This is a genomic window from Exiguobacterium qingdaonense, assembly GCF_018617855.1.
GTDB classification, from domain to species: domain Bacteria; phylum Bacillota; class Bacilli; order Exiguobacteriales; family Exiguobacteriaceae; genus Exiguobacterium; species Exiguobacterium qingdaonense.
Genome location: NZ_JACSKY010000021.1, coordinates 1 through 17,119, shown reverse-complemented (window position 1 = coordinate 17,119; position 17,119 = coordinate 1). Strand labels below are relative to the sequence as shown.

Genomic DNA, 17,119 nt, shown 5'->3' with positions numbered 1-17,119 from the left:
CCGACTGACAAACCATTCAGGGCAGGGACTGCCCGACGAGCTTGGTAAACAACTGTGGCTGGTAAGAGCACGGTCTTCCCAAGAAGCTCTCCCTTCAATTTGTGAAGCAAATAAGTGGCGAGTAGTTCACGTGTTACGCTAGAGATTTACGAGGGTAAAGAGTAAAAAATAGAAAAGGAAGTGGCCGTCTTGGAATTCCGATCACTCGAACAATCGGACGTGAAGTCGTTGCAACGCCTGTTTATGGAGAGTTTGAGTGACTTGATTCGACGAGAACACTTTGAAGATGCCGATTTGCTCGATGAGGAAGTGGCGCGTCTGAATACGACGATTCAAGATCATTTTGATGATGATCAAGTTCAGCTGTATGTGATTGAGCAGGAGGGGGTAATCATCGGAGCCGGAGCGTTGTTGCCTCCGAATGAAATTATTACAGGTCACATGGAGTTAGAACGGGGAGCGGTAGAACTAGGAAGTGTATACGTATCACCGCGTATGCAGCGGCAAGGCGTCGGACGTTTTTTATTAGAAGAGATGAAACGTGAAATGCGGGCCAGACACCTACAGTTCATTTATTTAGATGCCGGCTTCCCGAGCGCACAAGCATACTGGAAAAAAAGATTGGGAAATCCGTCTCTCGTTCTCGAACATTATTGGGGACCGGGTGCATCTCATATGATTTGGAAAGTGGACATAAAACAAGGAACTTAGCCTGGGCTAAGTTCCTTGTTTTAGTAGTATGAACGCATGAATTGATGAATGCCAGATGCAGTCGCCTCGGCCATGCGCTGACGGTATGTAGTACTCGTCAAATGTGCGCGATCACTCGAATTGCTGATGAATCCATACTCTACCAACGTGGAAGGTGTGACATTTCTTCCAACGACATAAACGTTTTGATATTTTACACCACGATTTTGGATGGTTGAGATGCGTGACGCGAGCTCTTTGTTGATCAACGCCCCTAGGCTACGACTTGCTGAGATATAGGGGTTTGTCGTGTAATGATCAGATGTCGGGACGAGTACCTCGTGTCCGTGGGCTGTATTGTAGACGGATGCGTTCGCATGCAAACTGACGAAAGCATCTGCTTTGTAAGATTTGTTCAACGACACACGCTCTTGTAGCGAGAGGTACGTATCGTTCGAACGGGTCATCTTGACGTTGTAGTCATATGTGCTCGATAAGACACCGGCGAGGCGTTTTGCGATGTCGAGCGCGATCACTTTTTCGTAAACTGATCCATAAACCGCACCAGGATCGTTCCCGCCATGCCCTGCGTCGATGACGACAGTCTTACCAGATCCGGTTGTATCAGTTGGTGTCGTGACGGTCGTTGGCTTGAGGTATTCAGATGCGACGTATCCGGTTTTACCATTGAACGTGACTTTATACCAAGAATCATAGCGACTGACGTATTTGACGGTTGCCCCGGACGGAATGACTGTTAAGACACTGCTCCATGAAGCGGCGCTGAGACGCATATTCAAATTCACCGTCGTCTTGTAATGGGAAGACGGAGTTATCGGAGCCGTCGTTCCTGTTAAGTATTCGGAAGCGACATATCCGGTTTTACCATTGAACGTGACTTTATACCAGGAACCATAGCGACTGACGTATTTGACGGTTGCCCCGGACGGAATTGTAGTGACAACATCACTCCAAGAGGCGGCAGTAAGGCGCATGTTCAAATTGACGTTCGTTTTGTAATAGTCAGAAGGCGGAATCGGAGCACTTGTCGGCGTCAAAAAAGAAGATGCGACGTAGCCAGTTTTCCCGTTATACGTGACTTTATACCAAGAACCATAGCGACTGACGTATTTGACAGTGGCGTTGGCCGGAAGAACGGTGATCACATCGCTCCAAGAAGCAGCCGTGAGGCGCATATTCAAACGGTCTGTTGTCTTATAATAATTTGATGTGTTTGAGACGTTTACATATTGAGAAGAAACATAACCTGTCTTCCCGCCATAACTGACCTTATACCAAGAACCATATGTACTGACGTACGTGACACTAGAGCCGGACGGAATCGTTAGCAAGATAGGACTCCAAGTGGCGGCACTTAAACGAAGGTTTAGATTAGCGGTTGTGGTGTAAGTGGAGGCAGCTTCGACAGCCGTCGATTTAATTCCAGAAGAATCTAGTTGGTATGGAACGATGGCCGCTCCTGATAATGCAAGTGAAGAACTTAGTAATAGTTTCAAGCTCCACGACGATTTTAATCCATTCAATGTTCAAACTCCTTTATTCCTCTAACTAGTGACAATGACGGCGTATGAGAGTAGATCTATGTTGTCCTTGTTTATTATATAAGTAAAAAGGAAAAAATGGAGAGAAATATATAATTCATTTATCTTTTTTTCAAAAATAAAAAAGACGCACAGGGCGTCTTTCAAAATCTGATTATACGATGCGTGGCATGTCATCAACTAAAGGTTTAATTTGATGATCAAACTTCACGATACGGGGCATATCATCAACTAAAGGTTTAATTTGATGATCAAACTTTACGATACGGGGCATGTCGTCAACTAAAGGTTTAATTTGATGATCAAACTTTACGATACGGGGCATGTCGTCAACAAAAGGTTTAATTTGATGATCAAACTTCACGATACGAGGCATGTCATCAACTAAAGGTTTGACAGTACTTCCTAATAGTAAAATTGCTGCAGCGATAAAGAATACTCCTGTTACTTTTTTCATTCATAAAACCTCCATTAAGTTATTGATTTATATGATAAAGCTGTAAAACCGTAATCAATATTGATTCATTCATCAGTCTTCAAGGAATCAAATAATCGATAGAGAGCTTCTGATTGATTATAGATTCGTGTTTCTGTATCACCTGTGTAAGATTTTGGATCGTCTGGAGGGAAAATAACTACTTTCCTAGACTCATTTTCTAAAGCTGTGGCTAAAATTGAAGCATTTACTTGCTGACTCAACATTGTGCTACAAAGAGAATGAGATATTTTATGTGATTCTGTTAGTACATTTGGTTTCCAGCAAACCGATGTCTCTGGAAGGAAATATAAAATATGTCCTTCTTCAAGTAACGAAATACATTGATTTGTCACAGAATCAATATTTTGTTCTACATTGATATATTCATAGTCAAGTAAGTGTCTTTCATACATGGTTTTTGTGCTTCTTTTTAAAATTGATAGAGAAAGTTCAGGTCCGAGGATATATAGTTTTTTAAAGGAATGTGTCTGTTTTATCAATTTTGCAATCAATCGAGGTAATGATTGATAGTAGTCAATTTGAAAAGCATTTACAATAAAGCCTTCAGAAGAACATAACAATTGGGTTAGGTGCTCTAATCCAGAAAAGTTGCGATGGTCGTCGGAAGTGTATAATGTATCTAAGGTTGATGCTTGATTTGACTTGAAATAAATTTTAGGCTTAATGTAGTCTTCAGCTAGTAAGAAACTTAGTTTTCCCATTTGATGTCTTCACCCCCGTAGTGAAAAAATAGTAAAAAATAACTAGGAAATTTGTAGAAAATATTTTTACTAGTTCAATAATATCACGCTCTTATTTATAAAAGGGGATGATTTGGTTGGGAAACTTCTTGTCAATTATGCATGATTAGACACCATTTTTGAGGCCACTTTCCTAAAAATGTGATAAAAAGACTAATTTTATTTTAAAAAATCGATTATTTTAGTTCGAAGGAGCTACTCCTTAATATGGAATATAACTTTGGCAATTTAATAAAAGTAGAGCGTATGAGAAGAAATATGAAGCAATCCGTACTTGCTAGAGGTATTTGTTCAATTTCATATTTGAGTAAAATTGAAAATAGTCAAACTTCACCTAGTGATGAGGTTTTAGAGTTGATTTTTGAAAGGTTAGAAATAGATGTTCCGATCTACTATGATTTGAGTGAAAAGATAGATAAAACGAAGAAAGAAATTCGAGATACCTTGAAAGAAGCTTTATTATCGCGTCAAGAGGAAGCATATTTCAAACGAATCGAAAAGTTCAAATCAAATCCAGTTGTTTTGCAATCCAAAGATCTTTATATAACGTTGCTAATTACATTAGCGCGTTTTGGTATTACCCCAGGCGGAAATGTTCAGTATTTAATTGAAGTAGGTTGGATTAAAGATCAGTTATCCACTGATGATTGTATAAGGTATGATTTGATACAATGCATTTACATGTATCTATATCAATCTGCTGATCGTGAAACAACTGTTCATTTGTTGGAGAAGGTAGGGAAAGAACTGGCGGGCTCAGGGATTCCAGACTGGGAAAAGGCGGATATGTGGTATGTAATGGGTGCGTTATATCACAGATTTACCGATTATCCGCAAGCGATTGATTATGTGAAGTCGGCCCTTGAATATTTTCAAGAAAACTTTTGTCTTGAACGAATTATTGAGTCCCATTTGATTATTGGACTATCTTTTAAGCGACGGAAACGATTCACTCTTGCATTAGAACATTATGAAAAAGCAGCCAAAGTAGCCGATAAAGCAAATTTAAACAATTACTATGGAATGCTATATAACAATATGGGGGATATCTATTTTTTAATTGGTGACCAAGAAAAAGCGCAACAATATTTCCTTGATAGTTTTAATGTTAAAGAAGGGGCAAAGAGTAAACTTTATAGCGTCATGTCTTTACTTGAGGTCAATGTTGCTAGAAATAATATTGAAGGTATTATGGAATGGTTGGCAATTGGTTATGAGTTAAAAGGTGAAAAAGAGGATTTAATTGAGTTTGACTATCATTTTGATATCTATGTAAGTAAATATCAAAACATCGATCAACTCAAGTTGATTAATAGTTTAAAAAAAGCAGTAGAATATTTCGAAGCATACGATGAATACTACACTCATAAGTATGCCTTATGGTTATCACGTGAGTTAAGAAGTACAGGAAAATACAAGCTTGCGACGGAATATTATGAAAAAACAATCTCAATGATGTCGCGGTGGGAGTGAAAAAGAACTCGGGATAAGCGCTATTGCTTACCTCGAGTTCTTTTTATGGCGTCGTAAAATAATGAACGGTCCAAACCTTTTCTTGGACGAGGCGATCGTCATCTATATGGCCGTTAAGGACTTGCTGAAGTAGGTGAATCAAGTGTTTTTGAAGATTTCCCTCATGGGAGCCGCTATGCAAAATTTGTTCTTCACTCGCGATGATGTAAAATCCACCGAGTCGCAACGGAATGTGCTTTCGAACCAATGCGGCAGCGGCTTGAAACTTCGCTTGCTCGCCAATGCGTGGGACGTCAACTTCAAAACGTCCCCATTGCTGATAATCCCCAGTGTTTGACACAACGGGAGGGTCACGATGATCCAATGGCAAGACCTCCGATCCTAGCTATTTCTTTACATTCAGTATATCTTGTTTTTAACGCGAAACGTGTGAAAATAAATAGACAGGGGAAACATTTTTTCTAGTTTTTCTTCTCCATTTGCCTTTCTCTATTCTTAAAAGATAATCCTTCCAAATCAGGTAAAAATAACACGGTCGTGAAGACCGTGTTACGGCAAAGTATGTGCTTTTGACACAGGAAGTTCACAGATGAAGGTACTTCCTTCTCCATAGATTGAATCAACGTGGAGTTGACCATCATGTGCTTTGGCAATTTCCTTACAGATGGCGAGTCCAAGACCGGTTCCGCCAATTTTACGACGGTCCGAGTTGTCAACGCGATAAAACTTTCCGAAAAGATGGGGGAGAGATGCACTCGGAATACCCATTCCATGATCTCTCACTTTCATCACAACCTCTTCATCTATACGCTCGAGCGATATGAGGATATTTCCACCGTCCGGCGAATACTTGATGGCGTTACTGATTAGATTACCGAGTAATTGACGCATCCCTTCTAGGTCCGCATCGATGGTAAAGTCTTGTTCCGTATCGATGTCGATGAATAGTTCATGCCGGTCTGTCGTTTCCTGATAAAATGCGACGCTTTCTGTTACGAGTTTATATAGGTTGACTGATTCTCGTTCGAAGGCTTGTTGTCCGGACTCCATTTTTTGAAGATCTAAAAAATCGTTGACGAGATAGGACAATCGTCTCGCTTCATCGTGGATTGTCTTCAAATATAGCTCTCTGCGACTTTCTTTTAAATCCCGCGACAGCATCAGTTCGGTGAACCCGTAAATTGAGGAAAGCGGCGTCCGTAATTCATGAGAGACGGTCGATACGAGCTCGGACTTCATTCGATCCATCTCCGTTTCGGCCGTCACGTCACGTAGGACGAGCATCGTCCCGCGTAAGCGATCGTCCCGATAGATACTTTCGGCATAAAGTTGAATAAAGCAATCTCCTTGATCGACTGAAATTGTGAGCCCGTCTTGTGGCGGGTCTTGCATAAAGACGCGCTCGAAGTATCGGATAAATTGATCGTGCTGGTCGACACGCTCTGCTAGTTGCTCGATATCTACGTCGATGGCTGACAATTCTTCATATCCTTTGTAGTGAAAAGGCAGGTCATTGAACATACGAATGAAGGCACGATTGCCGACAATCGTCTCGTCTTCATAATTCACATACAAAATGGCTTCACGTACCGAGTTGATCAGTTGTGCCGTTTCTTTCCGATCTTGTTGCATTTGATGGTAAAGCTGCATGCGGAGAAGCGAGATGGCGAGTTGACTGGCGAATGCATTCAGCTCGGACTTTTCGCTTGCGTCGTACGGTTCGTCAAATCGGGCTAAATAAAGGCAACCAATCAGGCTACGATCGGACGGATTCATAATCGGAATGACCGTTTCATAGATGAAATATGGATACGTGTGTAAAGAGTCAACGACACGTTTCGATGTGGCAGCGGGAGCTTTTGAAATCATGACCCGTTTCAGTAAAAGGGATTCCTTTTTAAGACTCTCTTGTTGTTCCTCCGTCATCTCTTTAGGGACGACGGTGGTAATCTCTCCATCTTTTGTGAGCAACAGGGCACCAAATTCAGACTTCGTGAGCAATACGATTTTTTCGATGACCGAGGAGTAATCGAATAATGATTCTTTTGAAGCCAGTACTTCAATCAACTCGTTACGGTACTGGAGGTTCATTTCATTCAATTTCGACTCATTCAATACACTTTCGAGTTTTTCTTTCTTCGTTTTCAGTCTATTGTTCTGTCGAGTCATTCGTTTGATGAGCGGGCGTCCAATCAGCAAAATAGAACTGATGAACATGACCAATCCAATCATCCAAATCCATCGGAGGGCGAAGAGTTCTTGGGTAGAAACATCCCCATCCCTTACAAACCAGGCTCCAATCGCAGTCAAAATGAGACTAAATCCACATACGCTATATAAAATACTTAGTATTTGACGACTATTAAGCTGTTCAATCCACTTATTGATCATTCGTTCTACTTCCTTCCTCAAACACAAAAACGGGGGGACGACTCTTTCTCGCCCTATTTAATGAAAGAGGGAAAGAAAAAATCATTTGCTTATGTGACGCACGAATCTTTTTACATAATGCGGTTTACCCGAAATGAACGAGAATTACACGTGTCAACTATTGCGTCATTGACATGTCTCAAAAAAATCATTATCTTGAATTTAAGATATATAAGAAGGAGTGACGAACGATGTTATCGATTGAGCCGTCTGCTTTGACCGAGCGAGACACGTATAAGTTCCTAATTGGAAGCATTGTGCCAAGACCGATTGCTTTTGTCACGACACAGCATGAGGATGTGATCAATGCGGCCCCGTTTAGTTATTTCAACGTAGTCGCTTCCAACCCACCGCTCATCTCCATTTCCGTCCAACGAAAAAATGGGGTGATGAAAGATACCGCGCGCAACGCACTCCGTACGAAGGAGTTGGTCGTTCACGTCGTAGATGAATCGAATGTCATGGACGTCAATGAGACGGCGGCGAATCTTGAGGCAGACGAGAGTGAACTGTCACGCACGAACTTCACGCTGCAACCGAGTGAAATAATCGCGACGCCAGGCGTCAAACAGGCAAAGGTCCGATTTGAGTGTGTGTTGCATCATCATCTACCGATTGAGCACGATGGAGAAACGACTGCAGATTTGATGATTGCACGAATCGTTCGTTTCCACATCGATCGAGATTTGTACGAACATGGACGAATCGACGCGAAACGGTTGGCTCCGGTCAGTCGGATGGCCGGTAACAGCTATGCAAAACTGGGAGACTTGTTTGATGTGGAGCGTCCGAATTAATTGATAAACGTGTCCAGTTTTTATAAACACGGACGCGTTTTTTAGGGTAAAGAAATAGGAAACGCATTTGAGTTCGGTATTTCTTTCATTCCGCCGCTCGCTTATGTCACAATAAAGTCAGAACATTCTTACTTTCAGTCATCCTAGATTAGAGAAAAAGGGGAATCCGTCATGTATCGTCCAACTGTCCAATCGATTATAACTGCCATTGAAACTGTGATTGTCGGAAAGGAAGAGGTCATTGCCAAAAGCCTAACCGCTTTACTGGCAGGAGGGCACGTGTTGCTTGAAGACGTTCCTGGTGTCGGGAAGACGATGCTCGTCCGTACGTTCAGTCGAGCCATCGATTTAGATTTCAAACGTATCCAGTTTACGCCTGACATGTTGCCGTCTGACTTGACCGGCATCTCGATGTACAACCAAAAGACGAGAGAGTTTGAGTATCGTCCTGGTCCGCTTATGGGGAATATCGTCTTAGCAGATGAAATCAACCGTACCTCGCCGAAAACGCAATCGGCTCTGCTTGAAGCGATGGCTGAGCGAAGTGTGACGGTGGATGGGGAGCTAAAAGTGCTCCCGTCACCATTCTTTGTCATGGCGACTCAAAACCCAATCGAACATGAGGGGACGTATCCGTTGCCTGAAGCGCAATTAGATCGGTTCCTACTCAAAATCGAAATGGGTTATCCGACATTCAATGAAGAGATGGCGCTCTTGTCCCGTTTTGAAAAAGAAGAACCGCTCGAGGCACTTCATAGCGTGATCACGAAACAAGAAGTTGAGCTCATGCAGCGTGAAGTGCGAGATGTACACGTATCGAGTGCGGTCAAACAATACATGGTGCGACTGATTCATGAATCGCGGAACGATCCGCACACGTATTTAGGGGGAAGCCCACGAGCTACTCTTGCGCTGATGAAGGCGGGGCAAGCGTGGGCCTACATCCATAATCGCGATTTCGTTCTGCCCGATGACGTCAAGGCGATGGCGACGAGTGTTCTCGGTCATCGTGTCTTATTGACGGCGGAAGCACGTTATAAAGGTAAAACCCCGAATCAGTTGATTCAAGACTGGCTCGACACATTGCCTGTCCCGATGGATCGTGAGGTTAACGAGGTATGAAAAACTGGATGAAGCTGTTCGTTGTATGGGCGGCGGCATTCGGGTTGTATGCTTTTGCCCGCATCGAAGGCAGTATCGTTTCTTCGACATTGTGGTGGTCATTTGTAGTATTGACCGTCTACTGGACACTTTTTATGATTTACCCTGTCACGGCCGCGAACGTGGCGCGACGAGTGACGACGAAGCGACTCGTTTCCGGACAAGTGATGGATGTCGAGTTGAAAATCGAAAGAAAGTACCCTTTTTTGATCGGGATGGTCACGTTAGAAGAGCGATTGCCTGAGCGCTTGACCGATGAAGACAGGACGATTGTCGTGCCGGTAGACCGTTTCTTTCGCCGTGCAGAGGTGGTCCACTATGAAGTCGATGCGATCAGGCGGGGAATTCATGTATTTGATCGAACGGTTCTTCACGTACGCGATGTATTCGGTCTGTTCGACCGAAAGCGGACGTTGCGCCTTGAAACGGTCGTTGAAGTATCACCGGCCGAATTGCCATTCGACCTACCGCGAGACGAACACGTCGGGGGACGTGGCGAACAATATCGCCAAATGCGAACATATACGGAAGTCGCCAATACGACGAGTGGAGTTCGTGAATATGCGGCCGGTGACCGAATCGGGCGAATCGATTGGAAAGCATCCGCTAGACGAGGAAACTTAATGACTAAAACATTTGACCAAGAGCAAGAGAAGAAGCTATCGCTCGTATTCGTACCTGCCATTCATGCAGGGTATGAGGATGCGTTCGAACGATCCTTATCCTTGCTCGTTGGTGCGATTCGCCAACTAGAACGAAAAAATCTGCCTTTTGAGCTCTATGTGATTGAAGAACAGGTGCGATTGTTTCATCTTCCCGACCAAAGTGCAGAGGTCGGCCACTATTTGTTGACCGCCACGCCTGATGCGGAAGGACGACTCGTCGAGCGAATCAAACGAAATATACCTCAACACACCGGTGATTTCATTTTGATTAGCCCCTTTGAAACGCCTTCGATCCGTGAACTCATGCATGAGACGCAAGGAAGCTATCACTTGTACACAGCAGTAAATGAGGTGAAGGCATGAAAACATGGGTGACACGGATTCTTTATACAATTCTCGCCGCATACTTACTCTCTTTTTGGGTTGAGCCGATTGTCGGAAGTACTACCTTCGACTCGGACTGGCCGTTTTACTTTCTGCTGATTGTCCCGATGTTCGCTAGCCTGCTTCCGTGGTTCGCATTCCTCGGATTGTCGATGATTCATTTCTTAACCATCTTGTACATCTATAACGGAAGTGTTTTCGACTGGTTCGGGTTATGGGTAGAAGATTTGACTCGTGTCATGAGTGGAGAGCTCCCGAATGAGGCGATTTTCTTCTCGGCAATGGCGTTTATCGGGCTACTCTTCGCCATACTCGTCGCACGGACGTACCCAAGTTATGGGTTTGCGCTCGGGATGATCGTGTCGACGCTCGGTGTCATGGCATACTTTGACACGTGGACACTTTACGACGGAGAAGGCAATATCTTATATGCGATTGTTGCGTCGCTTCTCCTTTTATTCGTCACAGATTTGGCGAAACGGCCAAGCCGATCGCTCGTTCGGTTCGTTAGTATCGGGTTACTGCTTAGTATCGTTGTCGCTCTCGCAAGTGCGTCGCCGACAATCGAGGGGGACTGGTCCGACCGCATTACGACGAGTTTTAGGAATGCGACGACAGATGGGGAAGGCAGTGGTCGAGGTCGAGTCGGATATGGAGTGAACGATGAAGCGTTAGGTGGTCCGTTTGAGCAAGATGACGGCATCGTCTTTATCGCGCGAGGTGCACCGGCTCGCTATTGGCGTATTGAATCAAAAGCGATTTACACAGGGAAAGGGTGGATCGGGGCACCGGTCCTAGATTCTAACTACAATCGCGGACAGTTAGTGGACCCGGATGTGGATACGACGCCAGAACAGGCGCTTTTGCGCTTCGAGCGCAGACAGACATTCGTACCATACGGAGGAGAATATCCACAAGCGACGGAGACGGAATCGGGGACCGAGTTTCGGGTCGGAGATGTGGAACAAACCTTTCCGAACGAGACGGTCACGATTCGACCGTCTGGAAAAATTGTGTTCGAAAACGAGGAACAAGTGACACCGCGGACGATTCAGCTCCGCTACAGCGTCCCGGCGTTCTCGGAAGAACAGCTTGATTTAAACGAGGAAGTGTCCTCCCTCACGGAAGAGGAAGAGCAGGTCTATCTACAACTTCCAGATTCATTGCCCGACCGTGTGCGAGATTTAGCCACTGAGATTACTTCAGAGAGCGAGACCCCGAATGAGAAGGCGGAGGCGGTAGAGGCGTATTTCCGAAACGGAGAGTTCCAATACGACACTGAAAATGTCGCGCGACCGGAAGGGGAGACGGACTATGTCGACCAGTTCCTGTTTGACACTCAAATCGGGTATTGTGATAACTTTTCGACGTCGGCGGCCGTACTGTTACGTGCAAACGGGATCCCGACACGCTGGGTAAAAGGATTTACGATGGGGGATACGCGAGGAGTCGTTCAAGGGGAGGAAGAGCATACGATTCGGAATCGCCACGCGCACTCGTGGGTTGAATACTTCATTGAAGGTGCAGGCTGGGTGCCTTTGGAGGCAACGATCAGCTTTTCGGATTCGAACTTACTTCAAATGGAACGCGAGACCGACACGAGTGATTCGACACCGGCGACGAACGATCCACAGGCAACTCAAGATAACGACGCTCAAAATCGTCCGCAAGATGATTTGTTGATTGACGATGTCGCAACAGGTGACGTACAAGAGGAAGCCCGTAGTATCCCGGTTTGGGGATGGGTTGTCATTCTCTTCCTCGTGGCAGTTCTCATTTGGAACCGGAAAGTGATTGAGCGCCAAGCTATGTATGTATGGTGGATGAGTCGGCCGCTCACAGATTTAAGCCTCGTCTCGATGCACAAATATCTGATGAGGCGACTTCGGGCAAACGGGTTCAAAACCGATGGGCGAACGCCTTCAGAGCTCGCAAAAGAAGTCGATGCCTACTATGAAACAAACGATATGACCCGTCTGACAGCCTTATTTGAACAAGCTATCTATGCGGAACAAGAGCCAAATTCAAAATATAAAGAATATTGGAAAATCATGATTCGTAGAATAATGAGTTGAAGTGACGGGATGCATCAAGTAAGATAGACGCATTAGTTAGATAATTGAACATGGCATTCCTTCGTATATACTCGTGAATTGGCGCGAGAGTCTCTACCGGACCACCGTAAATGGACCGACTATGAAGGAGCACGTTTCGTATACAAAGAAAAGGACGTGCTTCTTCTTCGGTTTGGATCAATCTGGGGGAGAGGCGCGTCTTTTTTTGAGGAGAAGGCAGAAAGGTGGAGACTTCGTGAAGGTAGAACAAGAAATGATTTTGGTGCTTGATTTTGGTGGCCAGTATAACCAGTTGATCACGCGTCGCGTCCGTGACCTTGGTGTATACAGTGAGTTGCATTCGCATAAGATGACGGCAGCGGAGATTCGCGAATTGAATCCGATCGGCATCATCTTCTCAGGTGGACCGAACAGCGTATACGCGGAAGGCGCATACCGGTGTGATCCAGAAATCTTTGAACTGGGTATTCCGATCTTCGGGATTTGCTACGGGATGCAACTCATGACGCACCATTTTGGTGGACGTGTGGAACGTGCTGCTCATCGTGAATACGGAAAAGCGACATTGTTCTCAACGCCGGAAGCATCAGCGATTTATAACGGACTTCCAGTCGAACATACCGTATGGATGAGCCACGGTGACCTCGTCATGGAAGCGCCGGAAGGGTTTATCGTCGACGGGACGAATCCGTCTTGCCCGGTCGCTTCGATCAAAAACGATGACTTAAAAATGTACGGTGTTCAATATCACCCAGAGGTCCGTCACTCGGAGCATGGGAACGATATCTTGAAAAACTTCATCTATGAAGTATGTGGTGCCAAAGGCGAATGGTCGATGGAAAACTTTATCGACCTCGAAGTCGAAAAAATTCGTGAAATCGTTGGCGATAAGCAAGTCCTTTGTGCGCTTTCAGGTGGTGTCGACTCTTCTGTCGTTGCCGCACTCGTTCATCGCGCAATCGGTGACCAGTTGACATGTATGTTCGTTGACCACGGGCTCCTTCGTAAAGGGGAAGCGGATAGCGTCATGAAGACGTTTGCGGACGGATTCAACATGAAGGTCATTAAAATCGATGCGCAAGAGCGTTTCTTGACGAAATTGGCCGGTGTGTCAGACCCTGAGCAAAAACGTAAAATCATCGGAAACGAGTTCATCTATGTATTTGATGAAGAAGCATCGAAACTCGTCGATATGGACTTCCTTGCACAAGGGACACTCTATACAGACATCATCGAGAGCGGGACAGATACGGCGCAAACGATCAAATCGCACCATAACGTCGGTGGATTACCAGAAGACATGAACTTCACGTTGATCGAACCACTCAATACGCTCTTTAAAGACGAAGTCCGTGCGCTCGGTACAGAACTCGGTCTTCCTGAGTACATTGTTTGGCGTCAGCCGTTCCCGGGTCCAGGCCTCGGGATTCGTGTCCTCGGTGAGATCACGGAAGAGAAGCTTGAAATCGTCCGCGAATCCGATGCGATTCTACGTGACGAAGTGAAGAAGGCTGGACTTGAACGTGACATTTGGCAATACTTCACGGTGCTCACACCAATCCGTTCGGTCGGTGTCATGGGTGACGAGCGTACGTATGACTATGCTGTCGGTGTCCGTGCGGTCACTTCAATCGATGGCATGACGTCAGATTGGGCACGTATTCCATGGGATGTGCTCGAGAAGATCTCGGTCCGAATCGTCAACGAAGTCAGCCACGTCAACCGCGTGCTGTATGACATCACGTCTAAGCCGCCTGCAACAATCGAATGGGAGTAAGCTGAACAGAGGGAAATCTCCCTCTGTTTTGCCTTAAAACCGAACATTAACGTTTTTTAAAGATATAAAATCCGTTATTTTGGTTGACATTCTATTTTTGTGCTGATACGATAAGAACGTTCTTATTATAACCGAACAATTATAAAATAATTTGCCGTATAATATCGGGGATATGGCCCGAGAGTCTCTACGAAATCACCTTAAATGATTTCACTACGGCGAGACATAGATGAGGGTGTATGCCCTCGTATGTTTCGCGTGGGGTCCTCGGTCATTTGCCGGGGACCTTTTCTCGTTTTACGGCGAGTACAAGGAGGAAAACAAATGAGCACACAGCTCAAGCAAGAACAGCATCAACCATCAACAACAAGTCGGGTCGATCGTTACTTCCAACTCACAGCACTCGGTACGAATGTCCGCACCGAACTCGTCGCAGGTTTCACAACATTCCTCGCGATGGCGTACATCCTCTTCGTTAACCCGAATATTCTCGGGGCAGCGGGCATGGATACGGGAGCGGTCTTTGTGGCGACGGGTCTTGTCGCGGTAGTCGGTTCCTTGACAATGGGACTTCTCGCGAACTACCCGATTGCGATTGCGCCGGGCATGGGCCTCAACGCGTTCTTCGCATATAGTGTCGTCATCGGAATGGGTATACCTTGGCAAACTGCTTTGTCAGGCGTACTCGTATCAGGTCTCTTCTTTATCGTCTTGACGCTCTCGGGTATTCGGGAAACGATTGTCAACGCAATTCCGGCCCCGCTCAAAATGGCGGTCGCTGCAGGGATTGGTTTCTTCATCGCTTTTATCGGTTTGAAAAACGCTGGCATCGTTGTCGCGAATGAAGCAACACTCGTTAGCCTTGGGTCGCTCGGTACAGGCACGACACTTCTCGCGGTATTCGGTCTCATTGTCAGCGCCTTACTCATGGCGCGTAATGTAAAGGGTGGCATTTTCATCGGGATGTTATTGACGGCGGTCGCAGGGATGATCTTCGGACTCGTTCCGACGCCGACGGCCATTTCGGATGTCGTATCGATGCCACCGAGTATGTCGTCTACGTTCGGTCAAGCATTCATGAACTTCGGAGAGATTTTCACGCTTCAAATGCTCGTGGTCATCTTGACATTCTTCTTCATCGATTTCTTCGATACGGCTGGGACACTCGTCGCCGTAGCGCGTCAAGCTGGAATCATGAAAGAAAATAAGGTACCGCGCGCAAGTAAAGCGTTGATGGCTGACTCGACGGCAACGGTAGCAGGTGCAATCTTCGGAACATCTACAGCGACTTCATACGTTGAATCGTCAGCGGGTGTCGCTGCCGGTGGACGCACAGGGTTAACAGCTGTCTTCGCAGGATTATTCTTCGGGCTAGCATTATTCTTCTCGCCATTATTGGCAGTCGTGACGGCACCAGTCACAGCTCCGGCACTCATCATCGTTGGAGTGCTCATGGCTTCGGCACTTCTCGATATCGATTGGAAAAAGATCGAGATTGCAGTCCCGGCCTTCTTGACGATTATCATGATGCCATTGACGTCATCGATCGCTACAGGAATCGGGCTTGGGTTCATCCTTTATCCACTCATGATGATGGCAAAAGGGAAGACGAAAGAGATTCATCCGATCATGTACGGGATGTTGATCATCTTCTTGGCATATTTCTTGTTCTTGCCACACGCATAAGTTCATTTGAAAAGCCGGCTCTGTTATTACGAGTCGGCTTTTTTGTATGCAGTATTTTCAGGAAGGGATGGATCGTACATCGTGATCGCATGATTTTCTTTGATGAATTCGTTTCGAAGGTGTGCCATTCATTGAAGTGACTTCTCTAAATATCTGGTTATGTCGGATCGTCCCGCCCCACCATTCACGGGTGAAATGATGGTTTTCTTCATATATACGATACTGTTCTTTATTCGGGATGTCCGAGCGCCATTCCCCGACGAGATGATCTCCCTCTATATATAGAAGAAGTTGATACGTTTGTGCGGTTTGATTGGTGATTTGCAGATCCAGATAGTTATAAGAACAGGTGGCGCCACTACCGAAAGGCTGATCCCGTCGGTAGTCAGGGAACGCATCATAACTGTGGCGATAGCGTTCGATTACCGTCAACGGACTATGTAAGGTGATCCAATAGATGAGGTTGGACAGTTGACAGAAACCACCGCCGATTCCTGAGGTCACTTTTCCATAGTGGAGAATCATCCCCTCTACATAACCTTTGCGTTTCGTCGGTTTGCCGATTATCTTCCAAATAGAGCCGTTCAGTTTGGTGATTGCAATTTTTAGGTTGGTTACCTTGTGATGTTGAACTTCCATGTCGATGTCACGGAGTTGACGGTAAAGAGGAGTTCGATGCGAGTGAATCAGATAGGGCATAGGCTCAGCGTTTCGATTTGAAACGTACGTTCTTTTATCGGTGATCCACTCAAGTTGACTCTTTAGAGTGTACACCTGTGTACCGTACCATATTCGAAACGGGGATCGTTTTTTAGGTCGTTGTAAATCTGTCTGCATTCTATGTGTCCCTTCTCAATGGATAGAGTGTGGTAAGTGATACGGTATTCTCTACCTGATGACACATTCCATCTATAAGATGTAGGCGATAGTTTTTTTGATCTGTGAAGGATGAAAAATATTTTAAAGTTTTTTTAGAATAATGCTTGCAAGAATGAAAATCAGGTGATATAGTTATCTCTGTTGCCAACGACAAACGTTGAATAAACGAAAAAGTTGTTGACATTAAAATGAATTAAATGTTATTATCATTTAGTCGCCAAGAGCGGCAGACGAACTTTGAAAACTGAACGATGAGGCAAAAATAAGTTTTACAATTTTTGAATGAAGCGCAAGCTTCGTC

At 45.2% G+C, this 17,119-nt stretch carries 13 protein-coding genes, 1 pseudogene and 2 riboswitches; of the genes and pseudogenes, 8 read left to right on the top strand and 6 right to left on the bottom strand.

All coding sequences use genetic code 11. From position 1 onward, the window contains the following. Positions 1-189: 189 nt before the first annotated feature. Positions 190-711: a GNAT family N-acetyltransferase gene (locus KNP00_RS13815; protein ID WP_215146235.1), complete on the top strand. Its 522-nt coding sequence runs from the start codon at positions 190-192 to the stop codon at positions 709-711. 20 nt (positions 712-731) lie between these two features. On the opposite strand, the gene KNP00_RS13810 is transcribed toward KNP00_RS13815, so the two are convergent. The 3 genes from KNP00_RS13810 to KNP00_RS13800 form a co-directional block, all read right to left on the bottom strand. Further along, positions 732-2,234: an N-acetylmuramoyl-L-alanine amidase family protein gene (locus KNP00_RS13810; protein ID WP_215146233.1), complete on the bottom strand. Its 1,503-nt coding sequence runs from the start codon at positions 2,232-2,234 to the stop codon at positions 732-734. Between the two features lie 172 nt (positions 2,235-2,406). Then, positions 2,407-2,709 carry a hypothetical protein gene (locus tag KNP00_RS13805; protein ID WP_215146232.1) on the bottom strand — a complete coding sequence of 101 codons (303 nt, stop codon included), beginning with the start codon at positions 2,707-2,709 and terminating at the stop codon, positions 2,407-2,409. 65 nt (positions 2,710-2,774) lie between these two features. Further along, a complete protein-coding gene (locus tag KNP00_RS13800) occupies positions 2,775-3,452 on the bottom strand; it encodes a hypothetical protein (RefSeq protein ID WP_215146230.1) in 678 nt (225 codons plus the stop codon). Between the two features lie 246 nt (positions 3,453-3,698). On the opposite strand from KNP00_RS13800, the gene KNP00_RS13795 reads away from it, so the two are divergent. Continuing rightward, positions 3,699-4,964, top strand: coding sequence for a tetratricopeptide repeat protein (locus tag KNP00_RS13795; protein ID WP_215146228.1), 1,266 nt, complete (start codon positions 3,699-3,701; stop codon positions 4,962-4,964). A 43-nt stretch (positions 4,965-5,007) separates the two neighbouring features. On the opposite strand, the gene KNP00_RS13790 is transcribed toward KNP00_RS13795, so the two are convergent. Both KNP00_RS13790 and KNP00_RS13785 read right to left on the bottom strand, forming a co-directional pair. Then, the gene (locus KNP00_RS13790) at positions 5,008-5,328 is read right to left on the bottom strand and encodes a hypothetical protein (RefSeq protein ID WP_215146226.1); all 321 of its coding nucleotides are present in this window, start codon (positions 5,326-5,328) and stop codon (positions 5,008-5,010) included. A 185-nt stretch (positions 5,329-5,513) separates the two neighbouring features. Continuing rightward, positions 5,514-7,355, bottom strand: a complete 1,842-nt coding sequence (locus tag KNP00_RS13785; protein WP_215146224.1) for an ATP-binding protein — start codon at positions 7,353-7,355, stop codon at positions 5,514-5,516. 230 nt (positions 7,356-7,585) lie between these two features. On the opposite strand from KNP00_RS13785, the gene KNP00_RS13780 reads away from it, so the two are divergent. The 6 genes from KNP00_RS13780 (at position 7,586) to KNP00_RS13755 (ending at position 15,939) form a co-directional block, all read left to right on the top strand. Beyond that, the gene (locus tag KNP00_RS13780; protein WP_215146222.1) at positions 7,586-8,191 is read left to right on the top strand and encodes a flavin reductase family protein; all 606 of its coding nucleotides are present in this window, start codon (positions 7,586-7,588) and stop codon (positions 8,189-8,191) included. A gap of 171 nt (positions 8,192-8,362) precedes the next feature. Next, positions 8,363-9,313, top strand: coding sequence for an AAA family ATPase (locus KNP00_RS13775; RefSeq protein WP_215146220.1), 951 nt, complete (start codon positions 8,363-8,365; stop codon positions 9,311-9,313). Further along, a complete protein-coding gene (locus KNP00_RS13770) occupies positions 9,310-10,380 on the top strand; it encodes a DUF58 domain-containing protein (protein WP_215146219.1) in 1,071 nt (356 codons plus the stop codon). Before KNP00_RS13775 ends, KNP00_RS13770 begins: the two co-directional genes overlap by 4 nt. Continuing rightward, complete coding sequence (locus tag KNP00_RS13765) at positions 10,377-12,476, top strand: transglutaminase domain-containing protein (protein ID WP_215146217.1); 2,100 nt, start codon at positions 10,377-10,379, stop codon at positions 12,474-12,476. Before KNP00_RS13770 ends, KNP00_RS13765 begins: the two co-directional genes overlap by 4 nt. Positions 12,477-12,517: 41 nt before the next feature. Further along, positions 12,518-12,618, top strand: a riboswitch (purine riboswitch). A 111-nt stretch (positions 12,619-12,729) separates the two neighbouring features. Beyond that, positions 12,730-14,253, top strand: coding sequence for a glutamine-hydrolyzing GMP synthase (gene guaA, locus KNP00_RS13760; RefSeq protein ID WP_240542902.1), 1,524 nt, complete (start codon positions 12,730-12,732; stop codon positions 14,251-14,253). A gap of 134 nt (positions 14,254-14,387) precedes the next feature. Then, positions 14,388-14,489: riboswitch (purine riboswitch) on the top strand. Between the two features lie 88 nt (positions 14,490-14,577). After that, a complete protein-coding gene (locus KNP00_RS13755; RefSeq protein ID WP_215146213.1) occupies positions 14,578-15,939 on the top strand; it encodes an NCS2 family permease in 1,362 nt (453 codons plus the stop codon). 26 nt (positions 15,940-15,965) lie between these two features. Here KNP00_RS13755 and KNP00_RS13750 read toward each other — a convergent pair. Beyond that, a pseudogene (locus KNP00_RS13750) lies at positions 15,966-16,776 on the bottom strand (VanW family protein). Positions 16,777-17,119: the final 343 nt, after the last annotated feature.

Bases quoted from the DNA above. Each gene is read 5' to 3' on its own strand.
- KNP00_RS13765 (WP_215146217.1), top strand. From the start codon at position 10,377: ATGAAAACATGGGTGACACGGATTCTTTATACAATTCTCGCCGCATAC.
- KNP00_RS13780 (WP_215146222.1), top strand. From the start codon at position 7,586: ATGTTATCGATTGAGCCGTCTGCTTTGACCGAGCGAGACACGTATAAG.
- KNP00_RS13785 (WP_215146224.1), bottom strand. From the start codon at position 7,355: ATGATCAATAAGTGGATTGAACAGCTTAATAGTCGTCAAATACTAAGT.
- KNP00_RS13795 (WP_215146228.1), top strand. From the start codon at position 3,699: ATGGAATATAACTTTGGCAATTTAATAAAAGTAGAGCGTATGAGAAGA.
- KNP00_RS13775 (WP_215146220.1), top strand. From the start codon at position 8,363: ATGTATCGTCCAACTGTCCAATCGATTATAACTGCCATTGAAACTGTG.
- guaA (WP_240542902.1), top strand. From the start codon at position 12,730: ATGATTTTGGTGCTTGATTTTGGTGGCCAGTATAACCAGTTGATCACG.
- KNP00_RS13755 (WP_215146213.1), top strand. From the start codon at position 14,578: ATGAGCACACAGCTCAAGCAAGAACAGCATCAACCATCAACAACAAGT.
- KNP00_RS13770 (WP_215146219.1), top strand. From the start codon at position 9,310: ATGAAAAACTGGATGAAGCTGTTCGTTGTATGGGCGGCGGCATTCGGG.
- KNP00_RS13805 (WP_215146232.1), bottom strand. From the start codon at position 2,709: ATGAAAAAAGTAACAGGAGTATTCTTTATCGCTGCAGCAATTTTACTA.
- KNP00_RS13800 (WP_215146230.1), bottom strand. From the start codon at position 3,452: ATGGGAAAACTAAGTTTCTTACTAGCTGAAGACTACATTAAGCCTAAA.